Source organism: Amycolatopsis jejuensis, from assembly GCF_000717335.1.
GTDB lineage: Bacteria > Actinomycetota > Actinomycetes > Mycobacteriales > Pseudonocardiaceae > Amycolatopsis > Amycolatopsis jejuensis.
This window is the reverse complement of record NZ_JNYZ01000011.1, coordinates 314477-329645: the sequence shown is the minus strand read 5'-3', so window position 1 is coordinate 329645 and position 15169 is coordinate 314477. Positions and strand designations below refer to the sequence as shown.

13 protein-coding genes are annotated in these 15169 nt (G+C 69.2%); 9 read left to right on the top strand and 4 right to left on the bottom strand.

What is annotated here, in order from left to right:
- Positions 1 to 40 precede the first annotated feature (40 nt).
- The gene (locus OO71_RS16730; RefSeq protein ID WP_033290671.1) at positions 41 to 997 is read left to right on the top strand and encodes a GlxA family transcriptional regulator; all 957 of its coding nucleotides are present in this window, start codon (positions 41 to 43) and stop codon (positions 995 to 997) included.
- Here the strand turns inward: OO71_RS16730 and OO71_RS16725 are convergent.
- Positions 933 to 2486: an MFS transporter gene (locus OO71_RS16725; RefSeq protein WP_051791625.1), complete on the bottom strand. Its 1554-nt coding sequence runs from the start codon at positions 2484 to 2486 to the stop codon at positions 933 to 935. The genes OO71_RS16730 and OO71_RS16725 overlap by 65 nt on opposite strands.
- A complete protein-coding gene (locus tag OO71_RS16720; RefSeq protein WP_033290670.1) occupies positions 2483 to 3040 on the bottom strand; it encodes a TetR/AcrR family transcriptional regulator in 558 nt (185 codons plus the stop codon). Before OO71_RS16720 ends, OO71_RS16725 begins: the two co-directional genes overlap by 4 nt.
- Positions 3041 to 3145: 105 nt before the next feature.
- Here OO71_RS16720 and OO71_RS16715 point away from each other — a divergent pair, with 105 nt between their 5' ends.
- Entirely contained in the window at positions 3146 to 4303 is a 1158-nt protein-coding gene (locus tag OO71_RS16715) for an FAD-dependent oxidoreductase (RefSeq protein WP_033290669.1), read from the top strand.
- 6 nt (positions 4304 to 4309) lie between these two features.
- Here OO71_RS16715 and OO71_RS16710 read toward each other — a convergent pair whose 3' ends face one another.
- A complete protein-coding gene (locus OO71_RS16710; protein ID WP_033290668.1) occupies positions 4310 to 5050 on the bottom strand; it encodes an SDR family oxidoreductase in 741 nt (246 codons plus the stop codon).
- A 10-nt stretch (positions 5051 to 5060) separates the two neighbouring features.
- Positions 5061 to 5543, bottom strand: a complete 483-nt coding sequence (locus tag OO71_RS16705) for a MarR family winged helix-turn-helix transcriptional regulator (RefSeq protein ID WP_033290667.1) — start codon at positions 5541 to 5543, stop codon at positions 5061 to 5063.
- A 135-nt stretch (positions 5544 to 5678) separates the two neighbouring features.
- On the opposite strand from OO71_RS16705, the gene OO71_RS16700 reads away from it, so the two are divergent.
- Genes OO71_RS16700 through OO71_RS47470 form a run of 7 tightly spaced genes read left to right on the top strand, consistent with a single transcriptional unit; the run spans position 5679 to position 15116 of the window.
- Complete coding sequence (locus OO71_RS16700; RefSeq protein WP_033290666.1) at positions 5679 to 6572, top strand: proline iminopeptidase-family hydrolase; 894 nt, start codon at positions 5679 to 5681, stop codon at positions 6570 to 6572.
- Positions 6565 to 7272 (top strand): VOC family protein, encoded by a 708-nt coding sequence (locus tag OO71_RS16695; protein WP_033290665.1) that lies wholly within the window; start codon positions 6565 to 6567, stop codon positions 7270 to 7272. Before OO71_RS16700 ends, OO71_RS16695 begins: the two co-directional genes overlap by 8 nt.
- A complete protein-coding gene (locus tag OO71_RS16690; protein WP_033290664.1) occupies positions 7269 to 9326 on the top strand; it encodes a hydantoinase/oxoprolinase family protein in 2058 nt (685 codons plus the stop codon). Before OO71_RS16695 ends, OO71_RS16690 begins: the two co-directional genes overlap by 4 nt.
- Positions 9323 to 10957, top strand: a complete 1635-nt coding sequence (locus OO71_RS16685; RefSeq protein ID WP_033290663.1) for a hydantoinase B/oxoprolinase family protein — start codon at positions 9323 to 9325, stop codon at positions 10955 to 10957. Before OO71_RS16690 ends, OO71_RS16685 begins: the two co-directional genes overlap by 4 nt.
- On the top strand, positions 10950 to 12806 hold the full coding sequence (locus OO71_RS16680; RefSeq protein WP_033290662.1) for a hydantoinase B/oxoprolinase family protein: 1857 nt from the start codon (positions 10950 to 10952) through the stop codon (positions 12804 to 12806). Before OO71_RS16685 ends, OO71_RS16680 begins: the two co-directional genes overlap by 8 nt.
- Entirely contained in the window at positions 12803 to 14053 is a 1251-nt protein-coding gene (locus tag OO71_RS16675; RefSeq protein WP_245633686.1) for a metal-dependent hydrolase family protein, read from the top strand. Before OO71_RS16680 ends, OO71_RS16675 begins: the two co-directional genes overlap by 4 nt.
- 31 nt (positions 14054 to 14084) lie before the next feature.
- A complete protein-coding gene (locus tag OO71_RS47470) occupies positions 14085 to 15116 on the top strand; it encodes a succinylglutamate desuccinylase/aspartoacylase family protein (RefSeq protein WP_051791624.1) in 1032 nt (343 codons plus the stop codon).
- The last annotated feature ends 53 nt before the right edge of the window (positions 15117 to 15169 follow it).

The window sequence follows — 15169 nt, the reverse complement described above, 5'->3', positions numbered from 1 at the left end:
CCAGCGGCGGGATCGCCATGTTTCCGGGTAATCTCGCCACATGCTGCGCATCGGCGTTCTCGCGTACCCGGGCTGCTTCGCGTCGGAGGTCTTCGGGATTCCCGACCTCCTCACGATGGCCTCGCACCTCGCCGCGCACGGCCCTGCTTACGACGTCACGGTGATGTCGCCGCGCCGGCGCGTGGTCGGGGCGGGCGGCGCGGTGCTCACCGTCGCGCCGGTGCGGCCGGTGGACGTCCTGGTGGTACCCGGGTTCGAGCTGTATCCCGCGCTCGACCTCGACGCCACCCTCACCTCGCTCCGGCCGGAAATCGAGACCATCAAAGCGAGCGCGGCCTCCGGAATCGCAGTGGTGTCGATCTGCGTCGGCGCGTTCCTGCTCGCCGAGGCCGGCCTCCTCGCCGGACGCGAGGCGACGACCGCGTGGCTGTTCGCCGGGCAGCTGGCAAACCGTTGCCCGGACACGGAAGTCCGGCCGGAGAAGCTGGTGGTCACCGACCGCGGCGTCACCACGACAGGCGCGTTCAGCGCGATGTACGACTTCGCCCTCGGCCTGATCCGCGAACACAGCGGCAGCCGGATCGCCCGCGCCACCGCACGGATCGCCCTCGTCGACGACGCCCGGCCGAGCCAATCGCCGTACGTCGAGGCTGCCCTGCTCCCGACTGCCGGAACGGAATTCTCCCAGCGGGTCAAGCGAAAACTCGACCAGGAGATGCGCTACGACCTGGCGCAGGTGGCCGGGGCTTTCGGCGTCAGCACCCGGACCCTGTTGCGCCGCTTCCGCGCGGAAACCGGCCAGACCCCGCTCGGTTACCTGCAATCAGCGCGGGTCCGTAAGGCGAAGCACTTGCTGGAGACCACAGATCGCACCGTGGCGAGTATCGCTGCCGAAGTGGGTTACCGCGACGTGGGTACGTTCAGTACGGTTTTCACCCGCCAGACTGGACATCGGCCTCGCGAGTACCGGACGACTTTTCGCCGGGCAGGCGTTTGAGCAAGGTCCACGCCAGCACCGCCGCTCCCAGCAGCAGCACGGCCCCGGCGGCGCAAGCCACCGCAAGCCCCGAGGTGAACGCCTCCTGGGCAGCCGACAGCAGTTGCTGCCCGGGCGCAGGTGCCATCCCGCGCGAGACCTCGACCGCGCCCGCCAGTGAGTCGCGCGCGTTTGCGGCGAGGTCGGCGGGAGTCCCGGCCGGGACCGGGAAACGCTGGTAGATACCGGTGACGATCGAGCCGAGCGTGGCGATTCCCAGTGCCATCCCGAGTTCGTACCCGGTCTCCGAAATTGCCGCGGCGGCCCCGGCTTCCTCCTTGCGCACGCTCGACAGCACGAGGTCGTTGGCGGTCGTGTACGTCATCGCCATGCCGATGCCGATCGCCACCATGGCCACGGCGACGAAGGGATAACTCGTGTCCGGGGCGAGAAATGCCATCGGGATCATCGCGAGGCCCATCAGCGCCAGCCCACCGGCCAGCACGGCACGCGACGACGTGCGCGCGACCAGCGCACCCGCCAGCACGCTGACGACGATGCTCGCGAGCGTGGACGGCAGCCCCGCCAGCCCGGCCATCAGCGGGCGATATCCCTGTACCAGCTGGAAATACTGGGAAAAGAAATAGAACAGGCCGGACATCCCGAAGATCGACAGCATGTTCGCGGCGATCACCCCGGCGAACGACGGATTGCGGAACAGCTTGAGGTCGATCAGCGGCCGCGGCAGTTTCTTCTGCCGTCGCACGAAAAGCCACAGCGCGGCCACCCCGGCCACGGCTGAAATCACCACCGGGAGCCCGACGCCGTGTGCGGACGTTTCCTTGACCGCGTAGACGACTCCGACCATGCCGATCATCGAAAGGAACACACTGCGCAGATCCCACGGCCCCGGATCCGGGTTCTTCGCTTCGCGCAGCAGCAGTGCCCCGGCCGGGACCAGCACCAGGACCACCGGCACGTTGATGAGAAAGACCGAACCCCACCAGAAATGCTCCAGCAGGAATCCGCCGACCAGCGGGCCGAGCGCACTGCCGCCGACCGCGGCGGCCGACCAGATGCCGATTGCGGTGCGGCGTTCGACCGGGTCCGGGAACAGGCTGCGGATCAGCGAAAGGGTGGACGGCATGAGCGTCGCCCCGCCGACGCCGAGCAGTACCCGGGCGGCGATGAGCGCTTCGGCGGTCGGCGCGAATGCGGCGATGAGCGAGGCGATCCCGAAGGTCGCCGCGCCGATCAGCAGGAGTTTCTTGCGGCCGATGCGGTCGCCGAGCGTGCCCATGCTGACCAGCAGACCGGCGAGCACGAACGAGTACACGTCACCGATCCACAGCATCTGGGTGCCGGTGGCGGCGAGGTCCTTGCTGATGAACGGCATGGCGAGGGACAGCACGGTGTTGTCGATCATGATCAGCAGGACGGTGAGGATCAGCAGGCTGAAACCGAGCCAGCGCAACCGGGTGGCGGCGGGCCTCGTGGGAGTGGTGGTCATGGCGAGGCAGTTCCTCCGGTTCCGATGCCGGAAAGCAGCATCCGGGTGATCATCTGCGGGAAGTCGCGCTGGGCGCACCGGCCGCTGCGCACGGCCCAGACCGCGCCCGCGACCAGGCTGAAGAGCGCCTCGGACATCCAGATCGGCGACATCCGCGTGGTGAATTCGCCGGAACTCTGCCCGCGTTCGAAAAGCCCGGTGACCGCTGCGTCGATCTCCTCCCAGATCGGATAGGTCGACGCCGGGATCTCGTCCTGGCTCAGCGTGTACATCAACGCCAGGTACGGCGCGCTTTCCATCGAGGCGGCGACAAGGCGTTCCGCCGCGGATGTGCAGTCGCCCCGCTCCAGGTCCGCGTTGCGCAGAGCCTCGTGCATGGTGTCGGCGGCGGCACTCAGCAGGCCGTGCAGCAACTCCTCGCGTCCGGCGAAATGCCGGTGCAGGGTCGCCCGGCTCACGCCGACCGCCTTGGCGATCTCGTCCTGGGTCGCGTTCGGCCGGCGGCTCAGGAAATCGGCCGCGGCGAGCAACATGTCTTGCCGTTCACTGGTCATCTTCGGTCGGGCGCGGTGGTGAGGCGCCGTCCCCCTTTCTTCGCTTGAGACGATAGTATCTCATATGAGACAGATTTGTCTCACCGGGATCGATCGGGAGGACTCATGAGCAAGACCGACCACGTGGTGATCATCGGAGCCGGGGTGGCCGGACTCGCCGCAGCCGTGTCACTGGACATGGCCGGGGTGCGCGCAACCGTCTACGAAGGGCGATGCGACAACACCGACACCGGAATCAGCTTCGTGATCCGGGAGTCCGGCCTGCGCGTACTGGGGGACATCGGCGTGCTGGACGCGGTGCGGAAGCACAGTTTCCCCATGCCGAAACGGTTTTTCACCCCCGGCTGCCCCGGCTACACCGAGAACGACTGGGCGGACTACGGCACGGGCAACCGCTCGATCAGCCGCGAGGACCTGCTCGGCATCCTCCGGGCCGAGGTCCGGCACCGGGCCATCGAGGTGTGCCACGGCAAACGCCTGCACTCACTGCAGCAGCATCCGGAATCGGTGGTGGCCTCGTTCGCCGACGGCACCCGGGCGGAGAGCGACCTGCTGATCGGCGCGGACGGCCGCAGTTCGGTCACGCGCGGCTGCATTTTCCCTTCGGTCCGGCTGCAGCATGCCCGCGCCTGGTGCGTTTACGGCCATTCCGGCATCGACGACCTCGACCCGGCCTCGCGGACCGCGCTGGAAGAGGGCGCGGGCTTGGTGATGTTCGATGCGGAGCTGGGGTTCCTGGCCTATCGCGACGATCCGCAGCTACCGCGCAAGGTCACGTGGATGCTCTTCGGCGGGACCGAGCGGAAGATTCCGACCAAGAGTTTCGAGCTGGTCGACCGCGAAATGCTGATGCGGGAACTCGAGGACGGTCTCCGCAAGCATTCGCCGGTGGCCGCGGACATCGTCGCGGCGACCCTCCGGGTCGCGCCCACTCAGGTGTTCACCTTGCCCGCCCTGCCCGCGTGGTCCGCCGGACGGGTGGCGTTGATCGGCGACGCAGCACATCCGGTCGATCCGATCATCGGCGCGGGTACCGCTTTCGCTCTGGAAGACGCGATCTACGTGGCGAAAATGCTGCGTGAACACCATTACCTGGACGCCTTCTACTACCTCCACGCCGACCGCCACCACCGCGTCGACGAGATGATCGCCCGGTCCGCCGCCGGACTCGAGGCGTCCATGCGGCTCGCCACGTTCGAGATCGGCTGGGACCTGCCGGACGAGGTCACGCCGGCGGAACTGGTACCCGCGCCGAATCGTTGAGCGAAGTCACCGCATCAAAATGCCGCCGTTGACATCGATGGTGGCGCCGGTGAGGTACCCCGCGTCGGCGGAACACAGGTGCGCGACCAGGGCCGCCACTTCCTCCGCTGATCCGAAGCGGCCGAGGGGGATCGTTGCCTCGGCCGCGGCGAGCTGGTCGGCAGGCATGCCGTCCATCACCGGCGTCCGGATTGCGCCGGGTGCGACGGCATTCACCGTGACGCCGCTCTCGGCGAGTTCCTGCGCGAAAACCTTGGTCAGCGCGACAATCCCGGCTTTCGACGCCGCGTAATGGGCGCCGGTTGCGGCGAGTGGCGCTTGGCCGGCAATGGAAGCGAGGTTGACGATCCGGCCCCAGCCGCGTTGCCGCATGGTCGCCGCGCACGCTCGGCTGAAGAGGAACACCGAGCGCAGGTTCGTGGTCAGCACGTCGTCCCATTCGTCGATCCCGATGTCCCACAGGGAGGCCGGGGCGGTGCGGGCGGCGTTGTTGACCAGGATGTCCGGCGCGGACCAGCGTTCGGTGACGGTGGCGACGCAGGACTCGATCTGATCCGGCGCCCGTACGTCGGTGGTGACGGCGACGGCGGTCCGTCCGCCGGGGTCGAGCTGCGCCGCCACCGCCGCGGCCGAGCTCGGATCGACGTCGGCGAGCGCGACCCGGCATCCCTGGGCGTGCAGGCGCCGGGCGATGGCCTCGCCGAGCCCGCGGCCTGCTCCGGTCACCACGGCAACGTGTTCGGTCATCGGGTTCCTCTCAGTCGTCGACGGGGTGCTGGTCCGGTTCGAGCCCGGCCATGAGGCGGAGGTTGCGCAGGAAGGCCGCCCGGTCACCGGGCGGCAGCGGAGCCAGGATCTTGTCGGTCAGCCGCTCGTTGCCGGGCAGGATCCGCTGCATGATGGCGTCTCCCTCGGGGGTCAGCTCGATCAGGTACGCCCGCCGGTCGTGGTCGGACCGGCGGCGGTGCAGCAGGCCCTTTTCGATGAGCCGTTTGACGACCTGTGAAGTCGTGTTGAGATCCACCGCGCCGATCTCGGCCAGGTCGCTGAGGGTGCCGCCGGGGCATTGACGGCTCGCGGCGAGCAGGGTGATCTGCCGGGGCGTCAGGTCGTCCACCGACATGATCTCCATGAAGAACGACTCGGCTCGGGCGTACGCCCGCCGCAGCAGGTAGGGCAGGGCGTCCCGGGTCAGGTCGAACTTCTCGAGGGCCGGGTCGCCGGGTCGCTTTTCAGGCATCGCACTCCATGTTCCTGCGTGGACGTAACGAGTTCGGGATTTCCTCTTGCCATAATACTACGTGCACGTACTATCAAGCCAGGCGCACGGTCGCCGAGCAATCCCCCAGTCGGTTCTCAGAGCGGAGGCAGCCGGATGACAGACGTGGTCGAAGGCAGGATCGCGGTGCCGGGCGGAGAAGTCTGGTACCGCCGGATGGGCCGGGGCGGCGTGCCGCTCGTCCTGGTCCACGGCGGGCCGGGGTTCCCGGGCGACATTCTCTTCGAGGCCTTCGAACCGCTGGCCGCCGAGCGGGAGGTGATCTGGTACGACCAGCTCGGCGTCGGCCGCTCGGACCCGATCGAGGACCCGGCTTTGCTCACCGTGGACCGGTTTCTCGACGAGCTCGGCACCGTCATCGCGGGCCTCGACCTGCAGCGGCCGCACGTCTACGGCCATTCCTGGGGCGCCATGCTCGGCCTGCAGTACGCCGCCGAGCGCGCGCCGGACTGGACGAGTCTCGTCTGTGCCAGCGGAATGGCGAGCATCCCGCGTTTCTGCGCCGAGGTGCGCGAGCTGATGGCGAAGCTGCCGGGCAACGTGCTCGACCGGGTCTATGGCCGGGAGCTGGCGGGGGAGACGGCCGACCCGGACTACCAGGCCGCGCTCGGGGAGTTCATGCAAGCGCACGTCCTGCGCAACCCGCAACCGCCCGCGAGCTGGACCGAGGGCATCGCCAGGGGCAGCCTGCTGACCTTCACGACGATGGCCGGGCATGGCGACCACCACGTGTCCGGCACCCTCAAGGACTGGGACATTTTCGAAGAACTGCACCAGATCCGGGTACCGACCCTCGTGCTCGGCGGCGAGTTCGACGAATCCGTGCCGTCGCATCTCGCCGACATCGCGAGCCGGATCCCGAATTCGGAGCACTGCACCCAGCCCGGCGCAACCCATCTGCCGTACATCGAGGAGACCCCGATGCGAGAAGCCCACGTCGCCATCGTCCAGGACTACCTGGCCCGCACGGAAGCTGCTTGCCATGCCTGACGCCGACCGGATTGTCGACCTCGTCATCGTCGTGGCCACGGTGCCCGAGGCGGACGAGATTTCCGCGCGCTTCGCCGAAGCCGGGCTCCGGATGGCCGACGAGGTCGTCGAGGCCAACATGGGGATCCGGTCGCGGCTGCACCCGATCGCCGGAGGCGGTTTCATCGAGCTGGCCACCGAGGTGACCCCGGGCGGCGCCGCGCATTCGCGGATCTTCGCGGAAACCCCGCGGCTGGTCGCGGTCGCCTACACCACTCCCGACGTCCACGGTGATCTGGAGCGCTGGAAAAGGACTCCCGGCTCGGAGAACGCCTTCGCCAGCTGCGGTTCGTGGCGCCGGAGCGACGGCAGGTTCGGCTACTACCTGAGCATCGCCTCCGGGCCGCCGATCGGGGACGTGGCTTTCGCGCTCCGGGACCGGCGGCTGTTTCCATCGCCATTCCCCAGCGACAGTGCACCCGAGGTGCGCCAGGTAACCGTGCACGGGCCGGACGTCAGCGGGTACCGGAAGCAGCATACGGACCTGTTTTCCCTGCCGTCCCACGGTGACCACCTGCGTGCGGGCGACACCGAGATCGTCTTCGAGGAGACCGGGACGGCCAAGACGGAGCTCACCCTGACGTTGGCGGTGCCGAACCCCGACGTGCACGTTCCGCTCGCCGCGGGGCGGTTCGAGTTCGTCCCGGAGCAGAAGCGATGAGCTACACCATTGCGGTCGACGTCGGCGGAACCTTCACCGATGTCGTTGCCACAGACGAAAACCAGGTCTTCACCGGGAAAGTGCCGTCCCGGCGTAGTGACGAGTCCGCGGCCGTCCTGGAGGCCGTCGACGCGGTCGCCGATCACTTCGGGCTGAGTGCCGGGGCGTTGCTCGAAGACACCAGGTACTTCATTCTCGGCACGACGGTCGTCACCAACGCGATGCTGGAGTACCAGGGCGTGCCGACCGGGCTCATCACCACCAAAGGTTTCCGGGACGTGCTGGAACTCCGGCGCGGCTACAAGGAAAGTCTCTTCGACCTTCGCCTTCCCGCGCCGTTTCCCATTGTCCGGCGGCGGTTTCGCAAGGGCGTGGCCGAACGCATCGACTACACCGGCACGGTCGTCGACCCCCTTGACGAGGAGGAAGTGCGCGCGGCAGTACGGGAACTGAAGGCCGCCGGGATCGAGTCGATCGCGGTCTGCCTGCTGTTCTCGTTCGTCAACGACGTGCACGAGCGGCGGATCGCGGAGATCATCGCCGAGGAGCACCCGGAGTGTTTCGTCACGCTGTCCTGTGACGTGCTGCCTCAGATCCGCGAGTTCGAGCGGGTGAGCACGACCGTGGTGAACGCGTACACGAGCCCGGAGCTGAAGCGGTACCTGCACAAGCTCGACACCGGGCTGCGGTCGGCCGGGTTCGGCGGCGAGCTGGTGGTGGTCCAGTCCAATGGTGGCATCATGGATGTCGCGTACTCCGCCGAACACGGCGTGGATGCGGTGTTGTCCGGGCCCGCCGGAGGCGTGGTCGCGGCGGTGGCGCTCGGCGAACGATCCGGGTACCGCAACCTCATCACCGCGGACATGGGCGGCACGAGCTACGACGTCTGCCTGATCAACGACGGCAAACCCGAAGTCGGCGTGGACAACTGGATCAGCCGGTACCGGGTCGCGGTGCCGCTGGTCGACATCCACACCATCGGCGCGGGCGGCGGTTCGATCGCCTGGGTCGACGACGCCGGAGCGTTGCGCGTCGGTCCCGAGAGCGCCGGTGCCGTGCCCGGCCCGGCGTGTTACGGCCGCGGCGGTACGCGGCCCACTGTCACCGACGCCAACCTGCTGCTCGGCTTCATGGATCCGGACCGGTTCATGGGCGGGACAATGGCGCTGGACCGGGCCGCGGCGGAGGCGGCGTTCGACGAGCACGTCGCGACTCCGCTCGGGATTTCGGTGCCCGAAGCGGCAATCGGCGTGTTCCGCATCGCGAACAGCGACATGTCCAACGCCCTGCGCTACGTCTCGGTTTCCCGTGGCCGCGATCCGCGCGATTTCGCGCTCATGGCCTTCGGCGGGGCGGGCGCCATCCACGCCGGGATCCAGGCGGCCGACCTCGGCATCAAGACGATTCTGGTACCGCGCAAGGCTCCGGTGCTCAGCGCGTACGGCGGAATGGTGGCCGATTTCAAGGTGTCGCGGGTGCAGTCGTACGTGCGGGCGGCCGAGGCGGTCGACGCGGACGAGCTGACCGCGCATTTCGCCCGGCTCCAGCAGGAGGCGGAAAAGATGCTGCCCGCCGCCGGAACCGTGCGGCTGGAGCGGTATCTCGACGTGCGGTACGAGGGGCAGGTCCGCGAGGTGATCGTGCCGCTGCACACCAGGACCCGGAAGATTTCCCCGGTCAACCTGTCGCGGGCGGTGAGCGAGTTCCACGAAATCCACCACCAGCTGTACGCGCACAAGCGGCCTGCCCAGCCGGTGCAGATCGTCTCGCTCCGGCTCGAGCTCACCGGGCTCCGGCAGACGGTCGAGACGCCGCCGCGCCCGTTCGCGGGCGACGATCCGGCGGCGGCCAGGGTCGGGACCCGGCCGATGTACTTCGAACGGCTCGGCGGCTTCGCCGAGACCCCAGTGTACGACGGCACCCTCGTGGAGCCCGGCAACGTCATCACCGGACCGGCCGCAATCCACGAGCCCGGCACCACGATCGTCGTCTGCGACGGGCAAGAGGCGATGCTCGACCAGTACGAGACCTACGTGATCGAGGTCGTGCAGTGACGGCGGCCATCGACCGCGAGATCCTCCGTACCCGGCTGCTCGCCTACGTCGAGGAGATCGCGGCCGTACTGGCGAACGCTGCGCCCACGGCCGAAGTGAGCCAAGCACGGGAGTTCGCGGTGGCGATCGCGGACGGCAAGGGCGCCATCGTGGCGACCGACAACCCGCAGCAGCTCGGGTCGCTGGCGCAGACCGTGGCGCATGCGGTGCGGTACTTCGAGTTCGACCTCGGCGACGGCGACCTCATCGTCACCAACGACCCGTACGCCGGCGGTACCCGGGTGCAGGACCTCACCCTGGTGTCCCCGCTGGTGCTCGACGGCGAACTGGTGCTGCACCTGGCCGCCCGGGTCCGCATCCCGGACCTCGGCGGCCAGGTCAGCGGGAATCTCTACCCCGGCGCCACCGAGCTGCTGGCCGAAGGCGTACCCGTGACGCCGGTGAAGATCGAGCGGTTCGGCCGCCCGGTCCGGGACATCCGGGCCGCGCTGCTGCTCAACGGGCGGCGGCCGGAGGAAACCCGCCAGGTCCTCGATGCGGCGGTCGCCGCGCTCGGGCTCGGGCAGCTCCGGGTACGGGAGCTGGTCGACGGTTACGGGCTCGATCTGCTGCACGCCGCACTGGCTTACGCCCAGCAGCACGCCGAACACCTGGCCCGCAGGCTGATCCGGTCCTGGCGGCGGGGCACGTACGAGGCCTCCCGGGTGCTGGACCCGGCGACTGTCCGGCTCACCGCCACGGTCGAGGACGACAGTGTCACCCTCGATTTCACGGCTTCCGACGAACAGGTCCCGACGTTCGTCAACAGCCCGGCCGGGTGGACGGAATCCTGTGCGATCACGGCGTTCCTGACGGTGCTCGGCGGCGGGATACCGGCGAACAGCGGGCTGACCCGGGTGGTGCAGGTCCGCACGCGGCCCGGCACGATCACCCATCCCGTGTCGCCCGCCCCGGTCGGCTGGGGCGCCGTGCACTGCGGCAACGAGATCGTCGACGTCGTTGCGGCTGCCTTGAGCGAGGCGGCCGGCGAGTCGCTTCCGGCGCTGACGGTCCCGCGGCCGCTGGTACTGAGCCGACCCGGGAACGACCGGAGTACGCAGACGGATCTCGGACGCTGGGCCGTCGGTGGCGCAGGCGCGGTCGCCGGGGTCGACGGCTGGGGCGCGCCGGCCCTGTCCGGCCGGGCGCAGCTTCCCTCGGTGGAGCAATGGGAAACCGAGCATTCCGGCGCGACGATCGAAAGTTCGGAGTTCGCAATGGACAGTGCGGGCGCCGGGCAGTGGACCGGAGCGCCGGGGGTCGAGACGGTGGTCGCACCTCGGCCGGACCAGCGGTACACGCTGTGGACGGCGACGATCGGGCACGCGGCCGGTGGGCTCGGCGAGGGTACGCCTGGGCGCGCCGGTGAAGTGTCGCTGGGTACCGCACAGGGATGGCAGGCGGCGCCGTGCACGGCGACCGAGCAGGCGTTCCCAGCGGACCGGCTGCGGGTGCGGCTCAGCGGTGGCGGCGGCTGCGGGAATCCCCGTGCCCGCGAGCGTTCGGCGGTACTGGCGGACCTGGCCGACGAGCTCATTTCGGCGGAGACGGCCCGGGTGACCTACGGAGTGGGCGAGGCCGGCGATGAGTGATCCGATCACCGCGGAAATCATCCGGAACTATCTCGATACCGTCTGCGACCAGGTCTACGAAACCATCTGCCGCACGTCGCCGAACCCGGCGGTGAACGAGGCGAAGGACTGCGGGGCCGGGATCTACAGCTACGACGGCGACCGGCTGAAAATCGTGTCCAGGGCGGGAATCATCGCCCATTCGTTCGCGCTCATGACGTCGTCACAGGCCTGCCTCGACTTCTTCCGCGGCGATCTGCACCCCGGCGACGCGCTCCTGGTGTCGGACTCCTACCACGGCGGCAGCCACCTCGGCTGCTGGACGATCCTGGTGCCGGTCTTCTTCGACGGCCGCCCGCGTTTTCTCACCGGCGCGCGGCTGCACGTGCTCGACCAGGGCGGTCCGGCGCCCGGCCTGGTGAACCCGCTGTGCCGGGAGATCTGGCACGAGGGTTTCCGGCCGCCGCCGCTGAAGCTGTACGAGAAGGGCGAACGGCGGCGCGAGCTGTGGGACTGGCTGATGGCGAACAACCGCCTGCCGGACATCACGCAGGCGGACGTCGAGGCCATGATCGGCGCCTGCCGGGTCGGGGAGAACCGCATCCGGGAAGCGGTCGACCGGTACGGCCTGGCGGCGGTGGAGGACTCGCTCGACTGGATTTTCGGGTACTCCGAACGGAAACTGCGCGAGCGGGTCCGGGAGTGGCCGGACGGCAGCTACTCCGCCGAGTTCCGCATCGACACCGACTACGCGGACCAGCGGGACCTCGCGATCAGGGTGACGGTGACGATCGACGACGACCGGCTGGAGTTCGATTTCACCGGAACCGATCCGCAGGTCGACGGCTTCATCAACAGCGTGCCGGCGAACACGACCGCGTACGTGGGGGTCGTGCTTTCGGTGCTGTGCCCGGACATTCCGGTGAACTCCGGGCTGTTCGAGCGGCTGAGCGTCACCCTGCCGGAAGGTTCGCTCGTGAATCCGAGGTCCCCGGCGCCGACGGTGCAGGGGACGATCGTCGCGGGCGGGCAGATCGGGCAGGCCGTGATGAAGGCGTGCGAGCAGTTCGCGCCCGAACTGGTCGGAAACGCCTCCATCGACACCGCGGGTGCGTTCGTGATCGGGCACGACCGGCGGGAGCAGCGGTTCCTGACGCATTCGAGCCAGAACCCGACGTTGTACTTCTTCGCCGACACCTCCATGGTCGCGATGGACAACAGCGCCGCCTGCGGGGTGGACGGCTGGGGCGGCTGGGCCACCCCGTTCAGCGTGGCCCGCACGGCGAACCACGAGATCACCGAGGTCCAGTACCCGACCCTGTACCGGCAGGCGGAGTTCTCCACCGACTCCGCGGCTCCGGGGCAGTGGCGGGGCAGCCCGGCCTACCAGGTCCGGCGGGTCGACCGCGGAGGCAGTGACACGTCCGCGACGTTCACGACGCAGTCGCTCGTGTACCCGCTTCCGGGATACGCCGGTGGCTACGAGGGTGCGGGGAACTTCATCGTGCTCGACGAGGGCGGGCCGAACGAGACGATCTGTGGTGAGTTCCCGATTTCCGCCATGCCGTACGACGATTCCGCGACGATCTTCTCCCAAAGCGGTGGCGGCGGCGGATGGGGTGACCCGCTCGACCGCGATCCCCAAGCCGTGCTGGACGACGTACTCGATGAATACGTCTCCGTCGAGGGAGCCAGGCAGGACTACGGCGTGCTGATCGACACCACGACCTGGACGGTGCTCGCCGAGGAGACCGAGCGGGAACGCGGTCTCCGGAAAGCGCAGCCGCGCGTCCGCCGGGGGATCGGCCGGGAATGGACGATCGACCGGGCCCGGATCGGACACCGGGTCGACCAGGGAGGAACACCGTGAGAATCGAGGCCGACCTGCTGATTCCCGGCCGGGGCGAGCCGGTCAAGGACGCCGCGCTGGTGGTCGCCGACGGCCGGATCGCCTACGCGGGGCCGAGTGCCCAGGCACCGGCGAGCACCGGGGAGGTGGTGCGGGCGCCGGTGGTGATGCCGGGCCTGTGGGACTGTCACGTGCACCTGCTGGGCTTACCCCGGTCGGGAGGCGTGCAGCTGAGCAAGGCCGCCACGGAACCGGTCGCCACCCGGGCCGCCCGCTGCGTCGGTGACCTCCAGGCGGCGCTGCGGGCGGGGGTCACGTCGGTCCGCGATCTGTGCGGTCTCGGCGCCTACCTGGCCGACGCGGTGGAGGAAGGCAGCATTGCCGGACCGGCGATCTACGCCGCCGGTGCGCTGCTGTCCCCGACCGGCGGCCACGGTGACCTGCACGATCTGCCGCCTTCCTGGGTAACGGAATTCGGCCGGGACGGCGGGGAGTTCCGGCAGTGCGACGGTGAAGCGGAATGCGCGAAGGCCACTCGCGAGCAGTTGCGCAAGGGCGCGAAGGTCATCAAGCTGAGCGCGTCCGGCGGGGGACTGTCGGTCCGCGATGATCCGCAGCACCAGCAGTTCACGGTCGCGGAGATGCGGACCATCGTCGAGATCGCCGGGAACGCGGAACGCGTGGTGGCCGCGCACTGCCACGGCAAAGCGGGCATCATGGCGGCCCTCGAAGCGGGTGTGCACACGATCGAACACGGGTCATGCCTCGACGAGGAAGCGTGTGCCGCGATGCGGGAGACCGGCGCCATCCTGGTCCCGACGCTGACTGTCCAGGAGAACATGCTGGCCAGGACGGATTTGCCGCCCTGGGTGGAGCGCAAGGCCCGGGCACTCGCCGACCAGCACCGCGCGTCGGTGAGCCTGGCTCACCAGCGCGGGGTGACGATCGCGATGGGCAGCGACATCTTCGTGTCCCGGACCCCCGGCGTGGGCGGCACCTGGGGCGGGAACGGCCAAGAGGTCGCGCTGCTCACGGAACTGGGCATGAGCCCGCTCGAAGCCATCGAGGCGGCGACCGCGACTGCGCCCCGTACGGTGGGGCCGCAGGCGCCGAAGAGCGGCTTGCTCGCGGCTGGGTATGACGCGGATTTCTTGCTGCTGCACGAGAATCCGCTCGCCGATCCGGCGGTGCTCGGCGATCCGGCGAAGATCGCCGGGGTGTGGAAGGCAGGCCTTCGGATCGAGGGTGCCGGTACTTCCGTGGCGTGACCGCAGTTTCCCTTCGGCAGGAGGATTTCCCATGGCCACATTCGAAATCGGCGACTGGACAGTGCCGCCCGGCACCGTCGGCAAGGGCACCGTCGGCGAGGTCCGCCTGGCGGCCGGGACCACGGTGCGCGTGCCGGTGGTCGTCGTCAACGGTGCCGAGGACGGGCCCGTGCTCGTCGTCACCGGTGCCACCCACGGCGACGAGATCGTCGGGACCGGTTCCCTGGTTTCGGCGATCCGGAAACTGGACCCGGCGCGGATGCGGGGCACGCTCGTGGCGATCATGGTGGCGAACCCGCTGGCGTTCGAGGCGGCCAGCTACGGGTCGCCGTACGACCGCCTGCACATGGCCCAGCCGCTGCTGTGGCCGTCGTCGCCGGACGGCCTGATCACCCAGCGGCTGGCCGCCGCGTTCCGGCCGGTGCTCGACCAGGCCACGCACTACCTCGACCTGCACGGCAATCCCGACCCCTCGTTCCCGATGGCGATGCTGTTCCCCGACCAGGCCCGCGACGACACCGTCCGCGCCGCACAGCGGTCGATGGCGGACGCCGCCGGGCTGACCGCGGTCCGGATGTTCGAGCCGCCGGACTCCAGCGGCAGCCTGGTGGGGTCGATCGCCGGGCAGCCTGCCGCCGCCGCGTCCGCACACGGGATCGCCGGGGTCATGGTCGAGCTGTCCGGCAGGCATTCCCTTGCCGGTACGGAATCCGGGCGGATCGTGATCATGAACGTGATGCGCCGGATCGGCATGCTCGACGGGGCGCTGGAGGACCAGCCGGTACCGCGGCTGCCCGGCCGGTTCACCTACCACGGCGCGCTGGTCAACCGGCACGCCGGGCTGTTCTGGCCGGCCCGGCCGCCGGGCGACCTGGTCCGGGAGGGGGAAGTGCTCGGCGAGATCAGCGACGTGTGGGGGGACCGCGTCGAGGAGATCGTCATGCCGGTCACCGGGTTCCTCTGGGGGTATCCCGGCAGCCTGCACGGACAGGCCACTCATGCCCTGCCCGAGGGCGTGCTGATCGGGTTCTGCGCGGTCCTCGACAATCCGGATCTGCCGTAAGTTTTTTTCTTTGCCGCCATTCGGCGGTGCCCATTTTATCAGCCGTCGGAGGT

Excerpts from the sequence above, each read along its gene's own strand:
- OO71_RS16715 (WP_033290669.1), top strand. The coding sequence starts at position 3,146 with ATGAGCAAGACCGACCACGTGGTGATCATCGGAGCCGGGGTGGCCGGA.
- OO71_RS16720 (WP_033290670.1), bottom strand. The coding sequence starts at position 3,040 with ATGACCAGTGAACGGCAAGACATGTTGCTCGCCGCGGCCGATTTCCTG.
- OO71_RS16725 (WP_051791625.1), bottom strand. The coding sequence starts at position 2,486 with ATGACCACCACTCCCACGAGGCCCGCCGCCACCCGGTTGCGCTGGCTC.
- OO71_RS16730 (WP_033290671.1), top strand. The coding sequence starts at position 41 with ATGCTGCGCATCGGCGTTCTCGCGTACCCGGGCTGCTTCGCGTCGGAG.
- OO71_RS16680 (WP_033290662.1), top strand. The coding sequence starts at position 10,950 with ATGAGTGATCCGATCACCGCGGAAATCATCCGGAACTATCTCGATACC.
- OO71_RS16710 (WP_033290668.1), bottom strand. The coding sequence starts at position 5,050 with ATGACCGAACACGTTGCCGTGGTGACCGGAGCAGGCCGCGGGCTCGGC.
- OO71_RS16695 (WP_033290665.1), top strand. The coding sequence starts at position 6,565 with ATGCCTGACGCCGACCGGATTGTCGACCTCGTCATCGTCGTGGCCACG.
- OO71_RS16690 (WP_033290664.1), top strand. The coding sequence starts at position 7,269 with ATGAGCTACACCATTGCGGTCGACGTCGGCGGAACCTTCACCGATGTC.
- OO71_RS16700 (WP_033290666.1), top strand. The coding sequence starts at position 5,679 with ATGACAGACGTGGTCGAAGGCAGGATCGCGGTGCCGGGCGGAGAAGTC.
- OO71_RS47470 (WP_051791624.1), top strand. The coding sequence starts at position 14,085 with ATGGCCACATTCGAAATCGGCGACTGGACAGTGCCGCCCGGCACCGTC.
- OO71_RS16705 (WP_033290667.1), bottom strand. The coding sequence starts at position 5,543 with ATGCCTGAAAAGCGACCCGGCGACCCGGCCCTCGAGAAGTTCGACCTG.